We start from the raw sequence: 25,853 nt of genomic DNA on the forward strand, positions 1-25,853 counted from the left end.
CGCCTTGTTTGCTGTACGCTTTTTTCTGGCTTACACCAAAAAACAAACGGCACAGGGATTTTTCCCATACCGTTTCGAATTCCATTTTAATTCCGCTATTGTTTTTGAGCTTAACTTAATGACATTGCCCTCTTGGGTAGTCGTTTTTATCATCCATGCCCAATTTCTTCTCAGACCAAATTCAAAACCATTCTGGTAGTTTTTAAAGTGTAGCCATTAAATGCTTCTTCCGAATCATTCACTTTACTAAATCCTTTGGATGTATAAAATGCTATTCCTGCGTGATTTTCCCGTTCCACATTGAGAAATAGACAGGTTATTCCAGTTAAGTCATTTAGCCCTCTCTGTATTAATTCAGAGCCAATCCCTTTGCCCTGATGTTCAGGAGCAACATAAATCGCCCATAGCTCTGCCTCGTGGCTCGTGTTTGCTTTAGAAAAGTTTGCAAATCCAACGATTTCGCCTTCACTTTCAGCTACAAGAAGCAGGGATCGCTCCATCCTCCTTCTCACATTCCCGTCCGAATAAGCAATACTAAGAAAATTACGCTGCACCTGCTCAGGAATAATGCCTTTATAAGTAAGATGCCATGTTGTTTGGGCTACATGCTGGATATCGGCTATATCATCAATTTGAGCGTAACGAATTTGAATCTTCATTGGATCCCCTCCAAAGAATCGAAAGCTTTTACTTGAACCGAGCATTATGCCGCCATTATTACAACAACAAAAAGACTACTTCCACCCGATTGATGATCGATGAAAGTAGTCGCTTCATACTGCTTGTAAACAGCTTATAGCTGTTCGAGGAAGTTTTGAATGACTAAGAAAGGAATGGCACCAATAGAGATGAAAGCGAAGAAGAAACCGTAAAGAAAACTTTTTAACTGTGTCATAGCAATCACTCCAATCCATTTTGTCTAAATTGTGAACTTGCTTCTCATTATAAACCTCATTAGCTTGTCTTTTATTAAAAATACATGAGTTTTTCATTAATTTTCTATAATTTAACACACAAAAAAAGCTTTCTAACAGTTCCATGTACCTGCTAGAAAGCCGTCTTATTGATTTATTTAACAACTTCGGTTTTAAATACGTTATCTAATTTTCCATCAAGCCGTTTCTTCAATGGAATTTTAATATCTCTGCCAAGTTCCTTAAAGAAAGTGTCCACATCACAGTTTACGTTTTCCAGCAAAATTTTCAGAGCGCCTTCCACGGCAATATTCTGGTTAGATTCGGCAGGAACCGTAATATCAACCGCGTATTTCTTAGTTAATGTGTTAATATATCGGCTGAATATTTCAATTAACTCATCATTATTAAAATTCTCGATTGCGACTTGACCTTTATTCGTAAATTTCAAATTAATTCTCACTTTCCAATTTCCCCTTTTCTGTTAAACCATCTATTTTTGAAGTATTTAGTTAATAGGGCTGATCTTATGGTTGTTCACGAAGAAAAGGTTGCAATAATCCGCTAGATACTACGCTTCAATTCTAAGTCAGTTTTTATTGTTTTCTTATCCATCCATAAATATATCATACTTTTGACTTTTTTCCGATGGTTTTCAACGTTTATTTCACATTAAAGTAAAAATAAGTGCTCGGGTGTCACTCAATTGAGTATTATTCGCCAAATTTTAACAGTAAAAAGACCACTTTCACTCGATTTATCCAATCGACAGAAAGCAGTCTTGTTTGCTTCAAACCAAAACTCGATGCAGTTACCTTACATCAGATAGCCAACTGAGCCACAAAACGCCGAACCAGTTCAATGAACATCGGCTTCGTTTTATTGGCTACAGCTACCACCTGCTCGTGCGTCAGCGGCTCCAATTCCTCGCCTATCGCCATATCGGTAATGCAGGAAATGCCAAGCACCTTTAGTCCTGCGTGGCTCGCGGCAATCACTTCGCCAACTGTGGACATTCCCACAGCGTCTCCACCCAGTCGTGCAAGCATAGTAAGCTCTGCCGGGGGTAAATAGCTTGGTCCGGTAATACCGCTGTATACACCCTCCTGGAGTCGTATAGACTTGCCTTCGCTACGCATATCCTCGGCAATTTGTTTCGCCAATTGTCTGTAATTGCGGCTATAAGCTTCAGACATATCAGGGAAACGTACACCCAGCTCAGAATGGTTGGCTCCGATGAGGGGATTAGCTCCAGTCAGATTCAAGTGGTCAGAGATCAGCATCAGGTCACCCGCCTGGAAGCTGCGGTTCATCCCTCCTGCCGCGTTCGTAATGACCAACGTATGGACTCCCAGCTGCTTCATAACGTAGATCGGAAAAACGACTTTTTGCATCGAATAGCCTTCATAATAATGAAAGCGTCCCTGCATAACGATGACAGATTTTCCTTCCAGATTACCGATCACAAACTGCCCGGCATGTCCTTCTACAGTTGATACTGGAAAATGCGGAACCTGGTCATATGAGATTATTGTTGGATTTTCCACTTGTGCAGCCATATCTCCAAGTCCTGAACCTAGAATAAGTCCAAGCTGAGGTGCATTCCCTTGCAAGCGCTGTTGAATCCATTGTGCTGCTTCTTGAATTTGTTGTAAGTAATTAGTTTCCAAACTATTCGGTTCCCCTTCCAAATTACAATCTATTTAGCCCAGCCTAGCCACAATACCCAGAATCAATTTAAGGAATTTCGGCTTAACTCGTTCTGTCGTCTCTATAACCTCTGCATGAGATAATGGTTGGTCAAGAATGCCTGCAGCCATGTTGGTGATGCAAGAAAACCCGAGAACTTCAATACCTGCGTGACGTGCTACCACAACTTCTGCCACTGTGGACATTCCTACTGCATCAGCGCCCAGTGTACGCACCATACGGATTTCCGCAGGTGTCTCATAGGTTGGGCCTAACAAACCGATATAAACGCCCTCCTGGAGCTTAATGCCTTGCTCTGAGGCGACCTCATGGGCCGTTTTCCTTAAGCCGCGGCTGTAGGCCTCCGACATATCTGGAAATCGAACGCCAAGCTCATTGAAATTCGGCCCGATTAACGGATTGTGGAAGGTAAAATTAATATGATCCTTAATAAGCATCAAATCTCCAACTTCATAGGAGGTGTTTACGCCGCCGGCAGCATTCGTCACAATCAGCGTCTTAACTCCGAGCTCTTTCATCACTCGAACCGGGAACGAAACCACATTGACTCCATACCCTTCATACAGATGAAAGCGACCCTTCATTAGCAGCACATGTTTGCCATGTATTGTTCCGAGCAGCAGCTCACCTGCATGTCCCTCGACAGTTGAAACCGGGAAATTAGGAATATCCTTATAAGCAATAACCGTAGCCTGCTCAACTAAATCGGCAATAACACCCAAGCCCGATCCAAGTATCAAACCTATTTCCGGAGTGGCTCCATATTGAGCCCGGATGTAGGCCGCAGCCTCTTTAATATGGTTGAGCACCGATCTATCTTCCATGTGGTTGTCCTCCTTCAATTCTTATAGCTTCCCTAAAAAGCTGCTGCCATTATCAGTACTCCGTACTCCAAAATTGTCAGCAATCGTTGCACCAAGATCAGCGAAGGTATCCCTGATGCCAATCGAATGCCCTTTGCTCAGGCGTGGACTATATATGAGCAGCGGCACGTATTCACGAGTGTGATCAGTCCCCGGATGAACAGGATCATTCCCATGATCTGCTGTCAAAATAAGCAAGTCGTCCTGCCCGATTTCATTCATGATTTGCGGAAGCCACTCGTCGAATTCTTCAAGGGCTTTAGCATATCCTACAGGATCACGGCGATGGCCGTACAAGGAGTCAAAATCAACAAGATTAGTAAATAAAAGCCCTTTAAACGGCTTTCGCAAATAATCAATGGTAGCCTGAATTCCATCCAAATTACTTTTGGTTGATCTTGCTTCCGTTATACCTTCGCCGGAATAAATATCATTGATTTTACCGACCGCAATGCAGTCCAGACCTGCATCCTTCAAATGATTCATGACTGTAGGCTCCGGCGGCTTAACCGCATAGTCATGACGGTTCGGAGTACGTTTGAAGGCTCCCGGTTGACCGTTATAAGGTCTCGCAATAACCCTTCCCACTGCATAAGGTTCCTCTAGTGTCAGCTTGCGCGCGATTTCACAGCCCCGGTAAAGCTCCTCAAGCGGGATAATATCTTCATGAGCGGCCAGTTGAAACACACTATCTGCCGAAGTGTAAACAATCCAGGCCCCTGTATTCATTTGCTCTTGTCCCAGCTCATCCAAAATCTCTGTACCTGAAGCAGGTTTATTGCCAATAACCTTACGACCCGTCTCCTGCTCGAAACGATCGATCAATTCCTTTGGAAAGCCATCCGGAAACACATTGAACGGAATGGTGACTCTCAAGCCCATGATCTCCCAATGGCCAGTCATTGTGTCCTTCCCTACGGATACCTCGGCCATTTTTCCGAAGGCAGCACTTGGTTGTTCAGCCGGTTCAATACCTTGCAGCGAAGCAATGTTGCCAAGCCCCAGCTGTTGTAAATGCGGAAGCGAAAATCCCGCAACAGTCTCCGCAATATGGCCTAGCGTATGTGAGCCGCTGTCACCAAACGATTCGGCATCTGGAAGCTCACCGATTCCCACGCTATCCAGGACGATTAAACATATACGTTGAAAGGTCAAACTAGCCACCTCCTTTAGATAATAACCATCTTTTGTATTATCGCAAAACAGTCGCAGGTTTGCAAAAACGGATTGTCAATTACATCTTAACTAAAAAAGCCCATTCCATCATACTCGGAACGAGCCTAAAGCATTTATCTCGACTGATCATCATCAACCGCAACTACCTTTTGGCTCTTGGATGCGCGCGGTCGTAGACCTCTTTCATTTTGCCACGAGTTACCTGGGCGTAGATTTGAGTCGTTGAAATATCCGCATGGCCCAGCATTTCTTGTACCGAACGCAGATCTGCCCCATTTTCCAATAAATGTGCAGCAAAGGAATGTCGAAGCGTATGCGGTGTAATTTCTTTAACGATCTGAGTCTCAGCGGCATATTTTTTAATAATCTTCCAGAAGCCCTGGCGGGTAATCCTGGTCCCAAGATGATTTATGAACAATGCTTGTTCCGTCTCCGAATGCTTCAAAAGTCGGGGGCGCATTATTTTGATATAGGAACTGACATACTCAGCGGCAATTCCTCCAAGAGGGATAATCCGCTCCTTTAGTGCTGTGCCAACGCAACGAACAAATCCCAGCTCTAGGTTCACGTTCTCAACATCCAGGGAGATCAGCTCGGAAACACGAATGCCTGTCGCATATAAAACTTCCAACATTGCTTTATCCCGCATTCCGTTGGGAACCTCGGTATTAGGTGCGTCCAGCAATGACTCCACTTCAGCGATTGTTAACACATTGGGCACTCTTTTCTCCAGCTTGGGTGTTTCTATATACAACGTAGGATCCTGCTGTATTCTCCGTTCGCGGACCAAGTACTGGTAGAACGCACGGATCGAAACCATATTGCGTGACTGGGTAGCAGCAGCTCTTCCCAATTGTTTCAATTGTAATAAATAATTGGATATTTGTATTTTTTTTGTATCTGTCAGCGAGTTAATACCTTGCTCCTCAAGAAAGTATAGATATTGGATAATATCTCTTTCATAGGATTCCAGCGTATTTCGGGCCAACCCCCGCTCATCAGATAAAAAATGGATGAATGACTGCAGCTCGTTTCTCATTCCGATTTCCCTTCCTATGTCAAACCATGGATACTCAACTAAGGTAATCCTCTAGTAAATTCAACATGAAAGGACAGAATCCTGCTGCTGAAGTAAAGGCAAATTTATTATTCTCCCAGCCAATAAAATAATTTCAAGCGGTCACGCATAGAGCCTTGATCCGATATGGACACTTGGTTTTGAAAAACCTTTACCGCTTTCCCCGCTGGTTCCTTATAGCGTTGAGTCGGTTCTATCCATTGTGTTACTACGATCAGCATGTGGTAAAGCGCATAGGTGAATACGCAAAACACTAATAGAAATTTTAACCGCCCCAACCATCTTCTGAAATTAAAGATCATAGCCTGTACCTCCTTAAGCGTTTTTGCAATAGCAAAAACCTGCTTCGTAAGCGTCTCCTTGAGTCTACAAAGCGCCTTCCCTTAAAGATAGACTATGATCATTGGACCAGCTTTATGATTGATGCTGCCTATGGATTCAGCAGTTCTTCGACTTTTCGAAAGGGCAAGCCCACTGCTTCAGCTACTGCTGAGTGAGTGACATGACCTTTAAACGTATTCACTCCCAAACGCAGATCCGGATGAGCGCCAATCGCTTGAATAACCCCCTTGTCGGCAAGCTCCAAGGCATAAGAAAGCGTGACGTTAGTTAAAGCCAACGTTGATGTTCTTGGTACCGCCCCCGGCATATTGGCTACAGCATAGTGAAGGACGCCATGTTTCTCATAAACGGGGTCACTATGTGTTGTAACCCGGTCTACCGTTGCTATGGAGCCACCCTGATCAACAGCTACATCTACGATTACAGCTCCCGGTTTCATATGCTTAACCATATCCTCAGTAACCAGCTTGGGTGCCCTCGCTCCCGGGATCAGCACAGCGCCGATTAATAAATCGGCTTTCTGAACTGCGCTTGCTATATTGTAAGGGTTAGACATAAGTGTTCGTATTCGTCCTTGGAACACATCGTCCAAATAGCGCAGCCGGTCAGCGCTGCGGTCTATGATCACCACATTCGCTCCTAATCCCAGCGCCATTTTGGCCGCATTAGTCCCAACGATCCCTCCACCCAAAATAATTACATCCGCAGGTGGAACGCCAGGGACTCCGCCCAATAATATACCTCTGCCGCCATAGAAACGCTCCAGAAACTGTGCACCAACCTGTACTGACATTCTCCCTGCCACCTCACTCATTGGCGTAAGCAGCGGCAAGCTGCCATTAGGCAGCTGGATTGTTTCGTAGGCAATACCTGTCACTTTACTTTTTACAAGCGCTTCGGTAAGCTTCGGCTCTGCTGCCAAATGGAGATAAGTAAAGAGCGTCAAGTTTTCACGGAAATATCCATATTCAGACGGCAAGGGCTCTTTAACTTTTATTATCATATCCGATTGCGACCATATCTCTGCTGCTTGCTCCAGCACTGTTGCTCCTTCTTTTATATAATCATCATCAATAAACCCGCTCCCCTCACCGGAACCGGATTCAATGATTACTTTATGCCCATGCTGCAGCAGCAATCCCGCCCCTCCTGGAGTTAGAGCAACTCTGTTTTCGTTATTCTTAACTTCCTTAGGAACACCGATTACAGTTATATTCGGCATATGGCCTGCTCCCCTTTCCGTGATTCTTTCCATTACAGGTAACTTCCCCAAAAGGCCAAGACATTAATCACATCATGAAAATGAAACAACACCAAAACCGAATGATTTTCAGCAAAAACCTTAGTTTTGAAATCTATGAATAGAACATGCTATACTTTTAAAAGAAACAAATGTGTAGTGGGGGATTATTGATGAAGAAAGTAGCGACTGAAATACGAAGCTGGATCTTTTCTATCGGAATTGCTTTTGCATGTGCTCTGTTAATCGGTGTATTTGTTTTGCAGCCTACCAATGTGCTTGGGCATTCAATGGACCCAACTCTGCATGACGAGCAGCGTATTTTCGTCTCCAAAATTTCGCATACTTTTCATATGGAGCCCGATTACGGGGATATTGTCATCATCGACAGTCGTGTGGACCGAAGCCGGAGTGTGCTTGATGACCTTCTGGAGCATCCACTAATCTCCCTTTTATCTGACAAGGATGACCGCATTATTTATATTAAACGAGTCATCGGCAAACCCGGCGATGTGCTGGAATTTAAAAATCATCAGGTATTCCGTAACGGCGAACCATTGAACGAACCTTATCTTAACGAGCAAATGAATTATACGTCTTCACAGAAGTTCGTCGTTCCTGATAAACATCTGTATGTGATGGGGGATAATCGAAATAACAGCAAGGATAGCAGAAATATTGGCTTTATCCCGTTAGATCATGTTCTCGGAATTAAAATAGGGAAATAATCCTTCTTTTACACAAGCGCGACATATATCATACTATGACAAAAAACCTTCAAACTTGTTAAATCAAGCTGAAGGTTTTGTTCGTTTTATGGTTTGTTTTTGTCGTTGCAGCGGTGACATATTCCTTGAAAATCCAGCCGATGATCCAACACCTGAAAACGGTATTCACGTTCCAAGCGCTCCTCCAGATGTCCCAGCCAGTCTTCCATTATTTCATCGACTGCTCCGCACTGTACACAGATTAGATGGTGATGATGATGACGAGTGCTGTCATTACGCAAGTCATACCTGGCTACGCCATCACCGAAATTCATTTTCTCCACGACATGCAGTTCGCTTAATAATTCTAGCGTACGATACACAGTCGCAAGACCAATTTCGGGAGCTTTATCCTTAACTAGCATAAATACATCTTCAGCACTGAGATGATCTTCTTCATTTTCCAGCAGCACACGGACGGTAGCTTCCCGCTGAGGAGTTAACTTATAGCCTTGTGATTGGAGCTGCTGTTTAATTTTTTCAATGCGAGATTCCATGTTCCTCCCCCTACGGGTTTTGCAATAAACAAAACCTGCTACGTAAGCCTATGCCCAATTACAACAATAAAAGCCGAATATTCTGCTGGGCTTCATCTTACATTATAGGTCGGGTTTAGTTGGAAAGTCAAACATAATAAGGTAAGCTGCTGAACTTTAATAGCTACGATTGAATGATTCCGCACTAACAAAATGTTATATTCTATCTAAATAAGAAGATTGGGATCAAGGAGCCATAGTAATGAGCATCGGAGTCACCCATTTCATAATAACCGGAGAGAGATAGGCCTCGAACAACGCAACTCCAGCCAATAATACACCCGACAGAAGAATCGTTGAGGAATACCGCATAAATGGTTCATAGAAAGCCCCTTTGCGCATCATAAATCGATGCTTAACCAAATGGATGGAAAACGCCATTGCAGTTACACTGCAAATAAGCAGGGCTGGAATAACAAACAGATTTTGCGGAACAACAGAAACAAGTGCAAACAACAGCCCCTTCCAGGACAGCTGTCCTACTAGATATCCAACGCTAAAGCCGATTAGAACACCTTTTAGAAAATCAAGAATTAATATCAAGGGAAGACCGACTACGGACATACCGAGCACCCATATGATCAGTATCCATTTGATGTGAAGGGCAAAGGATTGTTGAAAGGACGCCTTAATATCACTGAAAGCACCTTGTTCCACCGCAGAGAAAAAATTGCCCAAATATCGCATAATCTCCTGTTTTTGTTCAAAAGACAATGCATTCACCATCACAGTTCCAAAAACAACACCTGTAATAAAAATAACCCCTACGAAAATATACAGCGACAAATGCTCTTTCATATAAAGCTGCAGCGAACGGTTACGGTTCATGGTGGGTCAGCCTCCCTTGCACTATTAGTACAAGCATATGAGAAGCTTCTATAGGTTATGACATTATCTGCCCGTTACTTTACCGTACTTGCCTCCTCCGCCCACCTGAAGCATAAGCTTATCCTCTCTCGCTTGTACAATATACTCTGCTATCTCCGTGCCAGCTGCTTGCTCCAGCTCTTCACAGGAAACCTTATGCAGCAGGTTCATTTCCGTACCGAATCGTTCAAGAAGCGCCTGAAGCTTCTTCGGTCCGAGCCCAGGTATATATTCGAGAGGCACCTGGTAATGATAGGCCGGTCTATCCTCCGGTACGAACGGATGTCCAACTTCACGGTCGGCAATATTAAGAATACGGTCCAGTACGCCATTAACAATCCGTTTGCTGCCGCAATAGAGGCAGCGTTCCACCGCCGTCGCCTGCTCATCTAGAACAGAACTGCAATCAGCGCAATACGTACGGTGGTATTTACCAAGCCGCGGGTTCAAACCATAATTGGCCTGCACCCCTCTACCATCCTCCCTTGCCAGCGCTTTTCGCAGCTCTTCAAAGCTAGCCTCCTCAAGCTTAAGAACATTATATTCACGGCCTATCTTAGCCAAGGAGTGAGCATCCGAATTAGTCAAGTAGGTGTACCGATCCAGCTCGGATATATAACCTGCCATTTCAGAATCGGCGCTTAAACCAAGCTCTACAGCCGCAATTCCATCCAAATCCAGCAAATGCTCCATCCGTGTGGAGCAGCTGCCATAAACGCTTTTGTGAGGAGTAAATATATGCGCTGGGATAAGCAGTCCTCCTCTTCCCAGCACCTCTTGCTGCAGAACCTTGGCAGGGACATAGATTCGCTGTGAGCTTAGTCCAACATTCTTCATATGCTTGCCCATCCACACGGTAAACTCCTGCATAACGGCCAGATTAGGCAAATATGCCAATAAATGAGCTGTACCCATGCCAGGGTCGCGAACTTCAATTTCGCTGCCTAGAATGACTGTGGTATTGTGATACCTAATACCTCCTCCATGCAGTTCCTCCATCTCGCCTTTGTCCAGATAAGTCTGCATTTCGTGCTGCACAGCTGGTGATTGACAGTCAATGATCCCCACAATATCGATGCCTTTTCGCTCTGAAGCTTCATGGGTAATATTATAAAAGGTCAAATTATTGGAAGCGCTGATTTTTACGGCCTGTCCACTTTCGGTTCGTCCAATATGAATGTGCAGATCGGCGTAAAAAGATCTGAATCCCATTGTTAGAAGCTCCCTGTCAGCTTGTATACCTGCCAAGCATAAACGGCTGTAATGGTTTTAGCATCGCTAATGCGCTGTTCGCGTATATACTGCTGCGCTTGCTCCAGGGTAATACTTTCGCAATCCAGAAATTCATCCTCATCCAGATGAACCTCACCCTTCTCGAGTTGCTCAGCCACATATAAGTGAAGTATTTCATCGGCAAACCCCGGCGATGTATAGAAGGAACACAAGTGCTTCAAGGAGTCGGTCCGATAGCCGGTTTCTTCTTCCAATTCTCTTTTGGCAGCTTCCATGGGATCTTCTCCCGGCTCAAGCTTCCCGGCTGGAATTTCCACCTGGCTTTTCTCCAGGGGCTTGCGATATTGCTCCACTACCAGCATGCGGTCCTCGGTCAATGCAAGCACTGCTACAGCGCCTGGATGCCTGACGATTTCACGGGTTGCCGTCTCACCGTTAGGCAGTTTCACTGTATCTACCTGCAAGGAAATCATTCGCCCTTGGAAAATCGATTGTGAAGACACAGTTGTTTCTTCATATTTGTTGGATACGGATTTATTCATTACGGATTCCTCCTTGAAAATGTTCGATTGAAGCAGCTTTTTTACTATTTTCTATTATACCATACATGCAGCCATACTATTTTTATAGCAACAGCTTGTCATAACCATTCTTTGCCCAGCATAGGGTGTATCAAAGATATCCATTGCAGGAAAGAGGGAGTGCAAACTATGAAAACGTATATGACTGAAGGACAAATCCGATTGGTAGGACGAGTGTGGGAGATTCGGAGGTTTCTAAAGATGGCGCAGCAGCGCAGGACAACCGATGTTAGTTTGCTGGAATTTTTGTCAGAGCAGACAGGCTATGCTAATAAAAAGCAGCCTATGCATCGACTTCATCTCGATGGTGAGGCTGCTGCTTATATCCCTGCAAGCAGCTGCATGCAGCCGCAGCCGCAGCTCGAACGCCAGCAAAAAACGCAGGATCCGAATGTAATTCCCTTCCCATTGAAGTAATGGGCATTGAATAGGCACGGAGAGCTACCTCATGAATATATAACGAGCTGTCAGTCATCCATTGCAGCTTGTGTTTATGAATTAGACCGGCATGTTCGATCTGAATCCTCAGACAATCGCCCCGTTCACTATCCAGATCGGGCATTGCTGCAATCACGCCAGGCTGTGCAATATCACGCAAAATAGTTAGCGTATGATGGCTGATCCCATAATGCCGATCTCGCTTATCTGCAAAGCTGATTCGCGGGATCACTATGGGCTGACCGTTTAACGCTGAAACGGCATTAGCAATTTCACCAACCTCCAAGCCACTGAAGCCAAACTGTGTGTTCGTGCCCACGCATCCAGGCCCCATCGTAACTATTGTTAGATCCGCATGTAATATATGCTTGGCAGCCAGCAGCGCCGTATGTTTATTAACGGTTTCGATATCCCCTCCGTAGGCATGACCGTAAGTAATTGTACCCGTCAACCAACCTAGCTTACGGAGCTGAATGACATGTTTACTATAGGCAATCGGCAGTGCTCCGCCATCAGACATGATATAAGCAATCCGGATAGGCTTCTCTGTCTCATGATCCAATTGCCGTATATAACATACTGCAGCAGGCAGCATACTATGAAGCTCACCGATGAGTACAGGCATCCCGTCCAAAGCTTGATTGGAGCCGCTGAACAAATCGTGATATGGACTTGAGGGCTCTTCAGCGGCAAGCACTGCCCTCTGCAGGGAGGTGTATCTGAGCTTCATAATATGGCCTGCACCGCGATTATTTTTTGTGCTTTTGGAAAGTATCGCATGCACAAAGTGAACTCCTCCTGTGCCCAGATGAAGCGATACAGCCGTCGTATTAAGGAGAACCTTATCCCCTGCTTCCAATGCAGGAAAGATGTCCGTAGAATGAACAGCTTTCTCTATTGTTTCACAATCTCCGTCGTCCATCAGCACCTCAACCTCCTGCAAGCCTCCTCCTTTCGATTCCAAAGGATCCGTGACATGTTGAACAACCCCCGTTCTCCATTCAATCACATTAGACACCCCACTTATGTTCGACTATCATTCCATTTAATGTATGCCATCTCCAAAAACATCTTTCCTCCTGTTTCGAATAGGTAAATCAAGGATAATAAAAGCTTCTATTCGAAGCCTTTTCAATGAAGATTACATCCATGTCTAAGATCTAGCATTACTTGCAATATCATTTTATCTAAATATAGGGTGGTAAAAACTAAAAAATTGTTTTGCACATTCTATGGGATTCATTCCCTCACTAGGGTTTACCCTTTGGAGATAGCGCTTCTTAGGTACTCTTAGTAAATTGCAGACATGAGGTCGCTTTCCAATGCGCGCTAATCGCGGGTATAGCGGGTTACGGGCGGGTTCGTTTACAGCACGTTATAGCAGCCCACTGACCCCACGCAATTATCAGGAAAATGTCACGTTATTTTTCCGAAAAATACCATTCTAAGCCCTATAACTGGAATTTCTCATGCTAATTCTAAGGATTTTGGCTGATCTCAGCTATACCACCTCTATTAGCAGGAGTTTTTCCAGTTAGATTGCTTTCAAACGATATCCAGGCTGGATTAATGGGAGGATTTCCATCTATCATCTTTCTTTCGACAGCCGTAAGAGTATCCCGGTCTCTTTTACAATGCAACCTCTGAACATCTGCTCTCGCTCCATGACTTAAGCAACATATAAAAAAGAACCCTCCAATAATCGGAAGGCTCATTAAGCAGTTACTATAACAAGGGGAAAGTTACACTTTATAATGCAACTTCTTATGAGGCTGCAACTTCTTTAATGATTTGAACAACAACCTCGGTTACTTTAACCAAGTCCTTGATTGCAATCTGCTCTTGTGTCGTATGAATATGCTCATAGCCAACTGCCAAATTGACTGTCGGAATCCCCATACCATTAAACACATTGGCATCGCTTCCCCCGCCGGAGTGGAAGGTTCTTGGAGTGCAGCCCACTTTTTTCAAAGCTTCTACTGCCAAATTAACAACAGGAGCTTCTAAATCGTACATGTAAGCGGGATAAATGATCTCACTCTGGAAATCGACTTGCGCACCCATTTTAGCTGCGGCATCCTCACATGCTTTGCGCATTGAGTCCAGTTGGCGCTCAAGCTTATCCTGCACAATACTGCGCGCCTCAGCTTCCAATTCAACACGATCAACTACAATATTCGTTGCACCGTTCACACCACCTGCGAATCGGCCGATATTAGCCGTTGTTTCACTGTCGACCCGACCCAGCGTCATCTGTGAGATAGCTTTGCTCGCAACTGTAATCGCACTGATTCCTGATTCAGGGTTAACACCTGCATGTGCGGAACGTCCAGTGAAGGCAATATTGATCTTGGCTTGAGTCGGTGCAGCTACCGCGATATCTCCAATATTCCCATTAGAATCCAGCGCATAACCGAAATCAGCCTGCATCCACTTAGCATCCATCGCTCTTGCGCCCTTCAGTCCCGATTCCTCACCCGCTGTAATGATAAACTGAATTTGCCCGTGCTTAATGTCTTGTTCCTTCAGAACACGGATGGCTTCCAGCATCGCAGCCAAGCCTGCTTTATCGTCACTGCCCAGAATGGTTGTGCCATCGCTTCGAATAATGCCATCATCGCCTATAATTGGCAATATTCCTTTACCAGGAGTCACCGTATCCATATGTGAGGTAAAAAAGATGCGGGATACATTGGCATCCGTTGTAGCAGCTAGTGTGCAAATCAAATTGCCTGATCCGTGTCCGATTTTCTCGGCAACATCATCCTCTTCAACACTTAAACCAAGATCCTGAAATTTTTTCTTTAACACACGGCTAATTTCCTGCTCAAAACGGGTCTCGCTATCCACCTGCACCAATTCGATAAATTCGGTCACCAATCGTTTTTCCTGAATCATCTCTTTCCTCCTAAGCCGGTTTTAAGTTAAAATAGTATTACTAACAACTGAAATGTCAGTAAGAGGAGCTGAACTTGATGCGAAACAAGCTAGTGTTTAAAGTTATTATTTACTTAATGATCGCTTCCATGCTGTTGTCGACGGTATTATTTACCGTTAATTTATTTATGTAGCGCATTAACTTAATACAACTTGGATTCCTGATTATAAGACTCCATGTTTTCCTTGACGCGCTGCAGGAATCGCCCACAAATAACCCCGTCCAAAATACGGTGATCCAAGGACAAGCATAGGTTGGCTATAGAACGTACCGCAATCATATCTTGTATGACAACAGGCTTTTTGACAATCGATTCAAAGGTGAGAATAGCGGCCTGTGGATAGTTAATGATCGGATATGATGCGATAGAACCGAACGAGCCTGTATTATTTACCGTAAAGGTTCCGCCTTGCAAATCATTCAGGGACAGCTTGCCGGCTCTGGCCTTTCGAGATAAGTCATCCACTTCTCGAGCCAGACCGGCTATATTTTTTTGGTCTGCTTTTTTAATAACGGGAGTAATAACGGAATCCTCTGTGCCTACAGCAAGCGAAATGTTAATATCACGCTTCACAATAATTTTATCAACAGCCCAAACAGAGTTCATTATAGGATAATCTTTAATTGCACTGACAACCGCCTTAAGCATAAAAGACAAATAGGTTAAATTAACACCTTCTTTTTGCCTGAAATCATCCTTAAGCTTGTTCCGAAGAAGAACAAGGTTGGTAACATCCACCTCAATCATTGTCCAGGCATGAGGAATCTCTGTAACGCTTTGGCGCATTCGGGTAGCGATCATATTACGAATCGGGGTAACATCGATCAAATATTCGCTCCGGCCCTCAAGCTCTTGACCTTCGACCTCGATATTAGGCAATGGCGGATTATGTGACAAGTGAATACCTGTTGATCTTACAGGCCCTCTTGGTTGGCTCGGAATAAATATATCCCCTTTTTCAATTGCAGGAACGGCCGATTCCGTACCAGCGGCGCCATGATTCGGACTGCCGGAAGCCGCGAAGGCTTCAATATCTTTGCGAGTAATACGGCCTCCTAAGCCAGTGCCGCGAACATCCTCGAGTCGTATTCCATGCTCAGCCGCCAGCTTCAGTACAGATGGGGAATATCTGCTGCGCATGCTCACATCAGCTTCCGAAGAGACATGAACAGCGGCATCCCCTTCTGAATGATTGACAGCATTCAGGCCAGATGATGTCGCTGCTGCGCTGCCAGCTGTCAGCTCGATGATACAAATCACTTCGCCTACCGCGGCAGTAACACCTTCTTCGACTAACAGCTTAGTTAAACGGCCTGCAATCGGAGATGGCATCTCTGTTGTTACCTTGTCTGTGATCAATTCACACAATGCATCGTATTCCTCTATGTAATCACCCGGCTTTTTGAGCCATTTGCCTATAGTTGCTGAGACGAGACTTTCCGCTAGATGTGGAACCGTCACTTCCATTTCTCGTTTATTTCCGCTCATATGATTTCCTCCTTTATCACGTTTCCCCACCCAAGCCCTCAGGGAGTTCCCCACCCAAACCCTCCCCTACGGGAGGGCTCCAAGGGCTTCGCCCTCTGGACACCCTTAAAAGGGCTTGGAGCGAGAGGTAGGGTACATGCTCCTTTGTAACTCTGGTGCCTGCAGCGCTTTCGTCCCTGCGGGACACGCTTTACTTTAGGTGTTCCCTAATATTAAGTAATGTTTTCAATATTCCGTTCTTGCAGTCAATGCCATTCTTGTACTACTTGCCTACTCGTGTTTTTAAGTAATTTCCTAATCCCTAACCCAGAGGTACAAGATCCGTAGCCCTTAAGTTCATTAGCTAGGAAAGCCAACTTTAAGCGTGTCCCAAAGGGACGGAAGCGATCCTTCACCAACGGTACCCAAGGAGCTCCACATTAATTCCTTCCCCAATTTACCGGGTGTCCAGAGGGCAGGGCCCTCGGAGCCCTCCCGGCGGGGAGGGTTTGGGTGGGGGAATCCTCTAAAACTCCGCTAGCTCACGCATAGCATCCTTAATCTTATCAGGGCTTAATAAATAAAACTTTTCCATGGGTGGATTCATCCCAACTGCGGGTACATCTGGAGCGCACAGTCTTTTAATAGGAGCGTCCAGTTCAAAAAGCAATTCCTCCGCAATAATCGCCGATACTTCTGCTCCCACTCCGCCAGTCTTATTATCCTCATGGATAATTAATACTTTACCCGTTTTGGAGGTTGCTTCCAGAATAGCTTCCTTATCTAGCGGCTGTATCGTGCGCAAATCTAAGATATGCACGCTAATGCCTTCCTTGGCTAACTCTTCAGCAGCTTGCAGCGCGTATTGTACGGTAATACCGTAGGAAATAACGGTAATATCCGTTCCCTGTCTTTTAACATCAGCTTTCCCGATTTCGATTACATAGTCGCCTTCAGGCACCTCGCCGGTCACGCCGAGATAGCATTTTTTATGTTCAAAATAGAGCACAGGATCAGCGTCCCGAATAGCCGCTTTCATCAAACCTTTTGCATCGTAAGGGTTTGACGGAGCTACCATTTTCAAGCCTGGGGTTCCGAAAAAAACGGATTCCGGACATTGCGAATGATAGAGCGCACCACCACCAGTTGCACCATAAGGCGCACGAACAACAATTGGACAATTCCAATCATTGTTGGAGCGGTAACGAATACGAGCCGCTTCGCTTATAATTTGATTTGTCGCCGGAAAAATAAAATCTGCAAACTGCATTTCCGCTATTGGCTTCATCCCGTACATAGCTGCTCCAATCGCGACTCCCGCGATGGCCGACTCTGCCAATGGCGTATCCATAACTCTATCTTCACCGAATTTATCACGAAGTCCTTTGGTTGCATTCAGAACGCCGCCTTTACCGACATCCTCACCTAATACAAATACGGCTTCATCCCGCTCCATCTCTTCGTACATGGCGGAACGGATGGCTTCCAAATAAGTAATAACCGCCATTACCGCACCTCCCCTTCTTCTGCATACACATGTCGCAGCGTGTCCTCCGGCAATGGAAAAGGGGCTTGCTCTGCATAACGTGTAGCATCATTAATTTCCTGCTTCAGCTGCTCCAGCAATTCCGCTTCCTGTTCATCGCTCCACAAGCCGCAATCAACGAGATACTTCCTATATTTCGGAATTCCATCCTTCGCACGATTTTCTTCCACTTCTTCCTTCGTACGGTAGAGCATATCGTCATCGGATGTGGAATGCGGGGATATACGGTACATTACTGCCTCGATCAATGTAGGGCCTTCGCCGCGGACTGCACGCTCACGTGCTTCCTTCATAACGCGATAAACCTCCAAAGCGTCGTTTCCATCTACCTTAATCCCCGGAAAACCATATCCGGCCGCACGCTCTGCTATACTTCCAGAAATCTGCTTATGAAGAGGAACCGATATGGCATATTGGTTATTCTCACACATTAATATAACAGGCAGTTTATGAACACCGGCAAAATTGCAGCCCTCATGGAAATCGCCTTGATTACTTGAGCCTTCTCCGAAGGTTGCGAAGGATACAAAATCCTGCTTCTTCATTTTTGCAGCCAAAGCAAATCCGACAGCATGCGGGACCTGCGTTGTTACTGGGCTTGAGCCCGTTACAATATTGAGCTTTTTATGGCTAAAATGTCCAGGCATCTGCCTTCCACCGCTGTTCGGATCCTCTGCCTTCGCAAATACTGAAAGCATTAATTCCTTAACAGACATACCCACAGAGAGTACAAACCCATAATCACGGTAATAGGGCAGGAAATAGTCTTTGCCTTGCTCCAAAGCAAAAGCAGCTGCCACTTGAGCAACCTCTTGACCAATACCGGAAACGTGAAAACCAATTTTCCCTGAACGCTGCAGCAAAAATCCCCGCTCATCAAACTTTCTTGCTTTTTGCATAAATCTATACATCTCAACTGCGCGCTCGTCAGACAGTCCAAGCTTGCGGTGCTTTGATAATTGTCCAATAGACATGGGTGCAACCCCCTTCTAACATCCATAATTATTACTAGGTACTAATACTTACCTCTATAAGTATATTATAAACCGTTTTAAATATGAACACAATTTTTATAATGAATAAATGAACCGCCAACTTCGCTATTATATCCCAATTGCACGGCCATCCACGGCCAGCATAGCTTCTCCTAATGCTTCAGACAGCGTTGGATGTGGATGAATCGTTTGTCCGACCTCCCATGGGGTTGCATCCAATACCTGGGCAAGAGCAGCTTCGGAAATATAATCAGTTACATGGGTGCCAATCATATGTACACCAAGGATATCATTCGTTTGCTTATCTGCAATGACCTTAACAAACCCGTCGGAGTCGCCATTAATCAAAGCTTTTCCAAGCGCAGAAAAAGGAAAGCGTCCCACCTTAACCTCGTGTCCCCGCTCTATTGCTTGCTGCTGTGTCCAACCAATAGAAGCCGCTTCTGGACGCGTATAAATGCAGCGTGGCACTTGATGCGCTCCGAACGTATGAGGTTTCAGCCCGCTTGCGTGTTCCACTGCAATAATACCTTCATGACCAGCGACATGGGCAAGCTGCAGTCCGCCATTAACATCGCCGATAGCATATATGTGTGATTCGGTAGTCTGCATGAACTCATTAACGCGAATCGCACCCTTGTCGAGCTTAATATCTGTTCCTTCCAGTCCGATTCCTTCTACATTGGCTTGACGTCCGACACTTACCAATACCTTGTCCGCATGGAGCTGCTGCTGCTCGCCCTTGCGTTCAACCTGCACGGTTACTTGACCTGCTTCGACTCTAGTGTCTTCCGCTATAACGCGGGCATCGGTCAGCACTTGAACTCCCCTCTTCTTGAGAATCCGCTCCATTTCTTTGGAGATGTCAGCATCCTCCGTCGGCAGCAGCCGTGGAGCATACTCAATAACCGTCACTTTAACACCAAAGTCACTTAACATGGAGGCCCACTCTACACCAATAACGCCGCCTCCAACTATGATTATCGAGGAAGGTAATGCTTCCAGCTCCAACGCTTCATCACTGCTAATAATGAAGCTGCCGTCCACGTTTAAGCCGGGCAGCTGCCTAGGTCTCGATCCAGTTGCAATGATCAGCTTGTCAGGTGTCAGCGTAATAATCTCCCCATCGTCTTGCTCTACGGATACAACTCCGCTTCTCGGTGAAAATATCGAAGGACCGATGATGCGCCCATTGCCATAAAACACTTGTATCTTATGCTTGCTCATCAAGTACTGAACACCTTTATGTAGCTGTTCCACTATGTCGAGCTTGCGTGATTGTACTTTGGGAAAATTTAATTGTACGGAGGAAGCCTCAATACCGTATTTATCGCTAGCAAGCATGGTTGCGTACACTTCTGCACTGCGCAGCAATGCCTTACTAGGAATACAGCCGCGGTGTAAGCATGTCCCTCCGAGTTTTTCGCGTTCCACGATGGCAACCGTTTTTCCTAGTTGTGCGGCCCGGACGGCTGCTATATATCCTCCCGTTCCTCCTCCGAGGATGACGATGTCAAAAGCTTGCGTCATATATTTTCAACCTCCTATGAATTTTGCGCAGCAATAGCTACTTTGTAAGCATTAGCTGAAATTTGCGTAGCAAAAGGTACTACATAAGCATTATGCTTAATCTATGATTCTCCTATTGTAACCTTATTTCATGTGATAAATATAGTACAATTTGCGAAAGATGAATGAAATATGGACAATAATATGGTACTTTAAAACATGTAGTTTTGCACTATGCAGGAAGAAAAGGAGCCCGGCATGAAAGTTATGATTGCCCGTTTTATCGCTGTATTGATGTTAGTTATTCCCGGAATTATGGCTACTTACGGATTTTTAGCAATGAAAGATGCTTGGTTCGCCCAGTTCGGAGCAATTGAGGCGAATCCTCATATACAATGGGGAAAGCTGGTCATTGGATTGATCTTATTTTTGGCAGGGGTTTCTTACCTCGGCGGGTGGATTTTCTTCCGTGACCGCAAGCGCAACTATGTCGCTCCCCGCTTTAAAGTAAAGCGTAAAAGACAATAAAAGCCTTCACCAAAGATGGTGCGGCTCCTATGTAACTCTTTTGAAAAACTCCAACAAGGAGTTTTTCTTCTTTATGTTCACTTCTTTTCAATACTTTCGGGAAGAAACATACGGAATTCTTTACTGTAAATGTCCTTGATACCGCTGCAGCAGCTTTTTCGGCTAAGCTCATCCTTGTCGACCCAGGAGATCAAACCAATGAAGCAAACGGTTACGTTCTATAAGAGTACTCAGTGAAGTTCGCCATGTCAATAAATGTAAAAAGAGCAACAAGATCAGTAGAACTGTTTGCAACATCCACCCTGCAGAGAGAATTGCCCAGCAGCCCGCTGCAAAGCCCAACATATTCGCTCCCGTGTCACCCAGCATCAGCTTCCCCCGCAAATCCGGTCCAAACAGTAGGATAGCCCCGATCATCAAAGGAAGTATAAAGGGTAAAAGCCACAGCCCAAAATGGTCAGCAGAAAATAGCATAATAACAGACAAGGCAAAAAAACATTTCAATGCACGCCCAGGCCGTAAATCCAATAAGTTCATCCCATTCGTCATAAGCATGAGCAAAAGAGTGCAGCAGCCCCACTGTATAAAGGATAATTCCGTTAGCTGCAGCACAAACACCATTGCAGTTATTGCTGTTCCTCCCGCTTTTAACAGCCCAGTGCTTACCAGCCTACGATCCTTCCACAGCCTCCAATGTTCTGCAATTCCTTTTACTTCCTTAATTCCAACAGCATCGTCAATAAAGCCTAATAAGGCTATTACGCTAAGACTCATTGAATATGCCAAAAACTGGTCGTAGTGCTGGGCTAAATATGAAGCGTCTGTTCCCAATAACCTTCCTTCAGCCGATATGATTACCGTCTCCACCAACAAAAGAAGCCATAGCAGCAAACCGCATGCTGTTGGAATTGCTTCCCCCAGGTAATTCCTGTCGAATAATCCATGCGCGTCCATAAACCTTGTCACCAAGGGCAGCAAAGCTAAGCCTACCAGTGCCAGTACTCCGCATTGAAGCATTATTCCCACTATCAGCATATCGGCTCAGTCCAACGCCGCCATAAGGTTTCTCCGACTGCACACAGTTGTTTACCACGATGCAGCCAGCCCTGCATATCCCGTCCCGTTTCCCTATGTGCAAATGGAATCATCAGCTCCTGCACCTTGTAGCCTAACTTCACCGCATCTATGGTCAGTCCAACCTCTACGCCAAAGCCACCGGAAACTCGGCCGATCCGCTCCATCACTTCCCGTTGAATTGCCCTTTGTCCAGATAATGGTGCCGTAGCTTCAAATCCAGACAACCGGTATACTCCGTGCTTCGCCAGCATTCTGACAAAGCCCAGACCCCCCCGTTTTTTTGCTGCAGGCAGTCGTGCAATGACCATATCCGCTTGTTTAGCACGAATAGGTGCAATAAGATTATGAAATTGATTCGCAGTTGCTCCCAAGTCAGCATCCAGAAACACTAGTACACTCCCTCGTGATGCGATTCTTCCAGTATTCATTGCAGCCCCTTTACCACAACGATAAGGATGGCGAACAATTAGATCCGCCCAAGGCACAGCTCTGGAATAGGTTTCATCTGTACTTCCATCATCAACAACAATCAACTCGCAAGAATAGTCTTTTGATTCTTCGTCGGCTGACTTATAGACAGCTTTCAACGTTTCAGCAATATACATTTCCTCATTCCAAGCAGGGATAATAATGGATACATGCTGCTTTATTTTCATATATGAATCCCCTTCCCCTAAAAACGAGTCCTTTACAGCTCTGCACTAATTGGAATCCCTTTGAGCTTCAGTTAATCTCGCTATTCCTTTGGCATCAGTCAGCTTATCACCAACTTTCATACGGACAAGAATAGTGCTGCCCATTCCTTGTCTGCCTTTTTCCAGAAAATCATACATACTGCTATGTAAGCCGACTGTCACAATTTGTTCGCACTGATGGTCGTAGGATAGCAGCAAGGCCATATCCTCACTAGTCCCATATGAAGACAATGACACTGCATGGAGACCCATTGCTTCCAGCCGTTCCATACCAGGCGCTTCACCATTGTTGTAGGCATGTACGATAAGCTCAGCGCCGCAATGCAAAGCTGAATCTGATACGCTATCCATATCGCCAATAATAATATCGGGTACATAACCTTGCTCCAACAGTGCGTCAGCTCCGCCATCCACACCAATGAGAACGGGATGTTGTCGTCTTATGTATCCGCTAAGTGCTGCCAGGTCTTCTTTATACTCCCGACCTCGTACGACGATAAGAACGTGCCTACCTGCCAATACGGTACTCATTTCCAGACATTGCAGCGGCCTAAGAACAACTTCTTTTTCAAGCTGAGCATAGGCTAATGTATTATCAATAAACTCACGCAATTGTTCATGCAGAAAATTTTGGGCAGAAGTATTTAAATGCAGCCACTTTTCTATTGTAAAAACATTACACGGAATAATTAATTCATCGCCCACTACGATTTCATCATTGTTTATCATGAGCTCTTTATGGTTTAAAATCATAGGAAACCAAATGGGCTCTATCTCAACAATCGGGATACCACTTTTCAATAATAGTAAGGGACCGTATCCGGGAGTTTTACCTGACATCGTTTGACCAGCATTAATAACCGCCCTAACACCGGCTTGGATTAATCCATCCGCAGCCAATTCATCCAGATCGTCATGGTGTATGACAGCGACGCTTCCTGGCGATATATGCATAAGCAGTCTTTTGGTTAACCGATCCGCTTGTGCTATCCCTTTGGTAACCTTGGAATGCTGAAGTGAATGCCTTTTGCTTACTGCCATCGATCAGCACTTCGCTTTCTCCTGCCACCTCCGTTTTGCAAAGTTAATCCGATTCTGCATTTGAGGTGCTGGCATTAATATGACTCCATTTCTATTTTCTGTCTAAAGAATCATTCTCATGCATGAAACAAAATCTATTTAAGAAATTTGAATACATAAAAAAACAAACCTAGGCTTGTTTCACCTGGTTTGCCCTTGTCAATCTACTATTCATTCAAAGCTTCAAATCTCCCTGGAACCAGTTCGCATATTCGGTAGCAGCTAATTTTTCTAAAACGTAGTCCTTTATGAGTGCGCGTTCTTCTTGCTTGAAGCTATACTTGCAGTCATTTCCGTTAAAATACAACCCAAGCTCCTGAACAGTCCCATCCTGCAATGTGTCCAATTGAACCACATAAAGCTCGTCAGGTTCATCTGCAAAACGACAGCCCGCAATTATAGTCAATTGACCACTCTGTATGGATTCTAACTCGCAATAGTCGAAAATCATAATTAAACCTCCATTTTTTGTAAATTAAACCGATTGATCAACAATATTCTACAATTTATGCATTTTTACTATGCTATAATAAGGTCAATCTTAGCGTAAGGAGTAGGGACAATGCAAAATATATGTCAAAAAATTGTTCGGGTTCAGAATGGTCTGATAACGGAAATTTATGATGGACTAATGTATCGCGACTTCACTGATAACGATACCGCATTGAAGGAACTTTTGATGGATGACATTGGATTGGATTTCGATTTCATATTAAACACTTACGAGAAGCTTATCCATGATTTATCCGTCTCCTTTCCCCAGCTTCAAGGCTTTATTAATGAACAGCTTCCCGACGGTTGGTTAGTTAGGGCCGAACAACGCTATTCGGATACTCAGTCCCTTCTCTCCCCTCTCCTAATGTCAGACAAGCATGCAAAAACCTCTCAATAACTTGAATGACTTAAATCCATTACATTAAGAACATAACTTCTTATAGGTCAAGAGCTTGCTTCTTCGAAGTTCAGGAAAGTCCGACGGTTCCTTTAAGCCGGTGGGCTTTTTCTATGTGCTTTTTTTATTTCTTTTCCACAAACATTCCTTGACAGGAATATTCCTAATGACGTATATTGAAAACATGATTGCTGCCCAACCCGTTCAAGGAGCTTGACACCATGCTGGAATCCTACCGACGAATTTGGGACGAAAGATTCGATTGATTGGACAATTATCTGCACGAGCTGCAAGGAAAGGAAGTGAATAACGAAGATTTGAAACATGCATCTCAACAGAAAAGGTAATACTGAATCTATGGATTTACTTACCCAGGGGAGGGAATGATAATTAAGATGAAAAAATTAACAATTGGCTATTGGATCTGTACAATACTGATGGTAGCATTAATGGGTGTGGGAGCTATTCCAGATTTATTGTCTGTTCCCGATGCAGTAACATTATTTGCACATTTAGGTTATCCCGCTTACCTGCTCCCATTTCTGGGTGTTGCCAAAATACTAGGGATCATAGCGATTCTTGTTCCAGGCTTTCCTAGAATTAAGGAGTGGGCTTATGCCGGCTTGGTTTTCGATTTAGCCGGTGCCGCGTATTCGACCTTGGCTGTGGGTGACCCTCCTATAGGACTTGTGTTTTTCCTGATAGGATTCCTTGTCATATTTGGATCTTACTTTTTATACCACAAAAGACTTAAGTCAGCTCACCTGAAAAATACCAAATAAACTTAACCATTATGGAGTTTCATTATTAAAAAACAAGCAAAATTTGGAGGGACTAAATATGTCGGCAACAAATCATGATAGTGAATTGGTAATAACACGCATCTTCAATGCTCCTCGTGAGCTAGTGTTCAAAGTCTGGACTGAGGCAGAGCATCTAAAGCACTGGTGGGGACCAACTGGTTTTTCAATTCATGTTTCCAAGTTCGATATTCGCCCAGGAGGTATATTTCATTACAGTATGAAATCCTCCGAAGGCCATGAAATGTGGGGTAAGTTTGTATTTCACGAGATTATCTCGCCGGAGAAGCTCGTTTTCGTCAACTCTTTCTCCGATCCAGAAGGCAATACAGTCCGTCCACCCTTTAGTGAAACCTTTCCAATAGAAATCCTCAATGTTCTGACCTTTACAGAGAATGAAGGCCAAACAACATTAACTATGCACGGAGGACCTGTAAACGCTACGGAAGAGGAACTCCAATTCTTCAACTCCATGCGCGGCTCCATGCAACAAGGATTTGCAGGCACCTTCGGTCAGCTCGATGAATACCTTGCGAAGCTTTGAGCCAATACTTGTTATGTTCAACGTCGGGATACTGAT

28 protein-coding genes are annotated in these 25,853 nt (G+C 44.7%); 6 read left to right on the forward strand and 22 right to left on the reverse strand.

Going from position 1 to position 25,853, the window contains the following annotated elements:
• Positions 1-170 precede the first annotated feature (170 nt).
• The 8 genes from NV381_RS22000 to ald all read right to left on the reverse strand — a co-directional run bounded on the left by NV381_RS22000 (position 171) and on the right by ald (position 7,305).
• Positions 171-659, reverse strand: a complete 489-nt coding sequence (locus NV381_RS22000) for a GNAT family N-acetyltransferase (protein WP_258215437.1) — start codon at positions 657-659, stop codon at positions 171-173.
• 409 nt (positions 660-1,068) lie between these two features.
• Complete coding sequence (locus NV381_RS22005) at positions 1,069-1,377, reverse strand: hypothetical protein (RefSeq protein WP_258215438.1); 309 nt, start codon at positions 1,375-1,377, stop codon at positions 1,069-1,071.
• Positions 1,378-1,735: 358 nt separating this feature from the next.
• Positions 1,736-2,584, reverse strand: coding sequence for a purine-nucleoside phosphorylase (locus NV381_RS22010; protein ID WP_258215439.1), 849 nt, complete (start codon positions 2,582-2,584; stop codon positions 1,736-1,738).
• Positions 2,585-2,617: 33 nt separating this feature from the next.
• Positions 2,618-3,448: a purine-nucleoside phosphorylase gene (locus NV381_RS22015; RefSeq protein WP_258215440.1), complete on the reverse strand. Its 831-nt coding sequence runs from the start codon at positions 3,446-3,448 to the stop codon at positions 2,618-2,620.
• A 21-nt stretch (positions 3,449-3,469) separates the two neighbouring features.
• On the reverse strand, positions 3,470-4,642 hold the full coding sequence (gene deoB / locus NV381_RS22020; RefSeq protein WP_258215441.1) for a phosphopentomutase: 1,173 nt from the start codon (positions 4,640-4,642) through the stop codon (positions 3,470-3,472).
• 163 nt (positions 4,643-4,805) lie between these two features.
• Positions 4,806-5,702 (reverse strand): site-specific tyrosine recombinase XerD, encoded by an 897-nt coding sequence (gene xerD, locus NV381_RS22025; protein WP_258215442.1) that lies wholly within the window; start codon positions 5,700-5,702, stop codon positions 4,806-4,808.
• Positions 5,703-5,809: 107 nt separating this feature from the next.
• The gene (locus NV381_RS22030) at positions 5,810-6,043 is read right to left on the reverse strand and encodes a YqzK family protein (RefSeq protein WP_258215443.1); all 234 of its coding nucleotides are present in this window, start codon (positions 6,041-6,043) and stop codon (positions 5,810-5,812) included.
• Positions 6,044-6,171: 128 nt separating this feature from the next.
• Positions 6,172-7,305 (reverse strand): alanine dehydrogenase, encoded by a 1,134-nt coding sequence (gene ald / locus NV381_RS22035; protein ID WP_258215444.1) that lies wholly within the window; start codon positions 7,303-7,305, stop codon positions 6,172-6,174.
• A gap of 191 nt (positions 7,306-7,496) precedes the next feature.
• Here ald and lepB point away from each other — a divergent pair, with 191 nt between their 5' ends.
• Positions 7,497-8,051, forward strand: coding sequence for a signal peptidase I (gene lepB, locus NV381_RS22040; RefSeq protein WP_258215445.1), 555 nt, complete (start codon positions 7,497-7,499; stop codon positions 8,049-8,051).
• Positions 8,052-8,137: 86 nt separating this feature from the next.
• Here lepB and NV381_RS22045 read toward each other — a convergent pair whose 3' ends face one another.
• From NV381_RS22045 to NV381_RS22070, 6 genes are all read right to left on the reverse strand, one after another.
• On the reverse strand, positions 8,138-8,587 hold the full coding sequence (locus tag NV381_RS22045; protein ID WP_258215446.1) for a Fur family transcriptional regulator: 450 nt from the start codon (positions 8,585-8,587) through the stop codon (positions 8,138-8,140).
• Positions 8,588-8,812: 225 nt separating this feature from the next.
• Positions 8,813-9,454, reverse strand: a complete 642-nt coding sequence (gene spoIIM, locus NV381_RS22050; protein WP_258215447.1) for a stage II sporulation protein M — start codon at positions 9,452-9,454, stop codon at positions 8,813-8,815.
• A 63-nt stretch (positions 9,455-9,517) separates the two neighbouring features.
• On the reverse strand, positions 9,518-10,705 hold the full coding sequence (locus NV381_RS22055) for an endonuclease Q family protein (RefSeq protein WP_258215448.1): 1,188 nt from the start codon (positions 10,703-10,705) through the stop codon (positions 9,518-9,520).
• Between the two features lie 2 nt (positions 10,706-10,707).
• Entirely contained in the window at positions 10,708-11,268 is a 561-nt protein-coding gene (locus tag NV381_RS22060) for an NUDIX domain-containing protein (protein WP_258215449.1), read from the reverse strand.
• A gap of 322 nt (positions 11,269-11,590) precedes the next feature.
• On the reverse strand, positions 11,591-12,754 hold the full coding sequence (locus NV381_RS22065) for a DUF3866 family protein (protein ID WP_258215450.1): 1,164 nt from the start codon (positions 12,752-12,754) through the stop codon (positions 11,591-11,593).
• A gap of 755 nt (positions 12,755-13,509) precedes the next feature.
• A complete protein-coding gene (locus NV381_RS22070) occupies positions 13,510-14,643 on the reverse strand; it encodes a M20/M25/M40 family metallo-hydrolase (RefSeq protein WP_258215451.1) in 1,134 nt (377 codons plus the stop codon).
• A gap of 77 nt (positions 14,644-14,720) precedes the next feature.
• On the opposite strand from NV381_RS22070, the gene prli42 reads away from it, so the two are divergent.
• Complete coding sequence (prli42, locus tag NV381_RS22075) at positions 14,721-14,816, forward strand: stressosome-associated protein Prli42 (RefSeq protein ID WP_258215452.1); 96 nt, start codon at positions 14,721-14,723, stop codon at positions 14,814-14,816.
• Between the two features lie 9 nt (positions 14,817-14,825).
• On the opposite strand, the gene NV381_RS22080 is transcribed toward prli42, so the two are convergent.
• The 4 genes from NV381_RS22080 to lpdA all read right to left on the reverse strand — a co-directional run bounded on the left by NV381_RS22080 (position 14,826) and on the right by lpdA (position 20,222).
• Positions 14,826-16,172 (reverse strand): dihydrolipoamide acetyltransferase family protein, encoded by a 1,347-nt coding sequence (locus NV381_RS22080; RefSeq protein WP_258215453.1) that lies wholly within the window; start codon positions 16,170-16,172, stop codon positions 14,826-14,828.
• Between the two features lie 505 nt (positions 16,173-16,677).
• A complete protein-coding gene (locus tag NV381_RS22085; protein WP_258215454.1) occupies positions 16,678-17,658 on the reverse strand; it encodes an alpha-ketoacid dehydrogenase subunit beta in 981 nt (326 codons plus the stop codon).
• A complete protein-coding gene (locus tag NV381_RS22090) occupies positions 17,658-18,671 on the reverse strand; it encodes a thiamine pyrophosphate-dependent dehydrogenase E1 component subunit alpha (protein ID WP_258215455.1) in 1,014 nt (337 codons plus the stop codon). The genes NV381_RS22085 and NV381_RS22090 overlap by 1 nt, the downstream gene beginning before the upstream one ends.
• Positions 18,672-18,800: 129 nt before the next feature.
• Positions 18,801-20,222 (reverse strand): dihydrolipoyl dehydrogenase, encoded by a 1,422-nt coding sequence (lpdA, locus tag NV381_RS22095; protein WP_258215456.1) that lies wholly within the window; start codon positions 20,220-20,222, stop codon positions 18,801-18,803.
• Between the two features lie 237 nt (positions 20,223-20,459).
• On the opposite strand from lpdA, the gene NV381_RS22100 reads away from it, so the two are divergent.
• Positions 20,460-20,729 (forward strand): DUF2627 domain-containing protein, encoded by a 270-nt coding sequence (locus NV381_RS22100; protein ID WP_258215457.1) that lies wholly within the window; start codon positions 20,460-20,462, stop codon positions 20,727-20,729.
• A gap of 168 nt (positions 20,730-20,897) precedes the next feature.
• Here the strand turns inward: NV381_RS22100 and NV381_RS22105 are convergent, their stop codons facing one another.
• The 4 genes from NV381_RS22105 to NV381_RS22120 form a co-directional block, all read right to left on the reverse strand.
• Positions 20,898-21,764 (reverse strand): hypothetical protein, encoded by an 867-nt coding sequence (locus tag NV381_RS22105; RefSeq protein ID WP_258215458.1) that lies wholly within the window; start codon positions 21,762-21,764, stop codon positions 20,898-20,900.
• Positions 21,758-22,462 carry a glycosyltransferase family 2 protein gene (locus tag NV381_RS22110; protein WP_258215459.1) on the reverse strand — a complete coding sequence of 235 codons (705 nt, stop codon included), beginning with the start codon at positions 22,460-22,462 and terminating at the stop codon, positions 21,758-21,760. The genes NV381_RS22105 and NV381_RS22110 overlap by 7 nt, the downstream gene beginning before the upstream one ends.
• 45 nt (positions 22,463-22,507) lie before the next feature.
• Positions 22,508-23,542 (reverse strand): putative cytokinetic ring protein SteA, encoded by a 1,035-nt coding sequence (gene steA, locus NV381_RS22115; protein WP_258215460.1) that lies wholly within the window; start codon positions 23,540-23,542, stop codon positions 22,508-22,510.
• Between the two features lie 214 nt (positions 23,543-23,756).
• Positions 23,757-24,032: a hypothetical protein gene (locus NV381_RS22120; protein WP_258215461.1), complete on the reverse strand. Its 276-nt coding sequence runs from the start codon at positions 24,030-24,032 to the stop codon at positions 23,757-23,759.
• Positions 24,033-24,143: 111 nt separating this feature from the next.
• On the opposite strand from NV381_RS22120, the gene NV381_RS22125 reads away from it, so the two are divergent.
• The 3 genes from NV381_RS22125 (at position 24,144) to NV381_RS22135 (ending at position 25,817) form a co-directional block, all read left to right on the forward strand.
• A complete protein-coding gene (locus NV381_RS22125) occupies positions 24,144-24,473 on the forward strand; it encodes a hypothetical protein (RefSeq protein ID WP_258215462.1) in 330 nt (109 codons plus the stop codon).
• Positions 24,474-24,868: 395 nt separating this feature from the next.
• Positions 24,869-25,255, forward strand: coding sequence for a DoxX family protein (locus NV381_RS22130; protein ID WP_258215463.1), 387 nt, complete (start codon positions 24,869-24,871; stop codon positions 25,253-25,255).
• 58 nt (positions 25,256-25,313) lie between these two features.
• On the forward strand, positions 25,314-25,817 hold the full coding sequence (locus tag NV381_RS22135) for an SRPBCC family protein (RefSeq protein WP_258215464.1): 504 nt from the start codon (positions 25,314-25,316) through the stop codon (positions 25,815-25,817).
• The last annotated feature ends 36 nt before the right edge of the window (positions 25,818-25,853 follow it).

It is taken from the genome of Paenibacillus radicis (ex Xue et al. 2023), assembly GCF_024722015.1.
GTDB lineage: Bacteria > Bacillota > Bacilli > Paenibacillales > NBRC-103111 > Paenibacillus_S.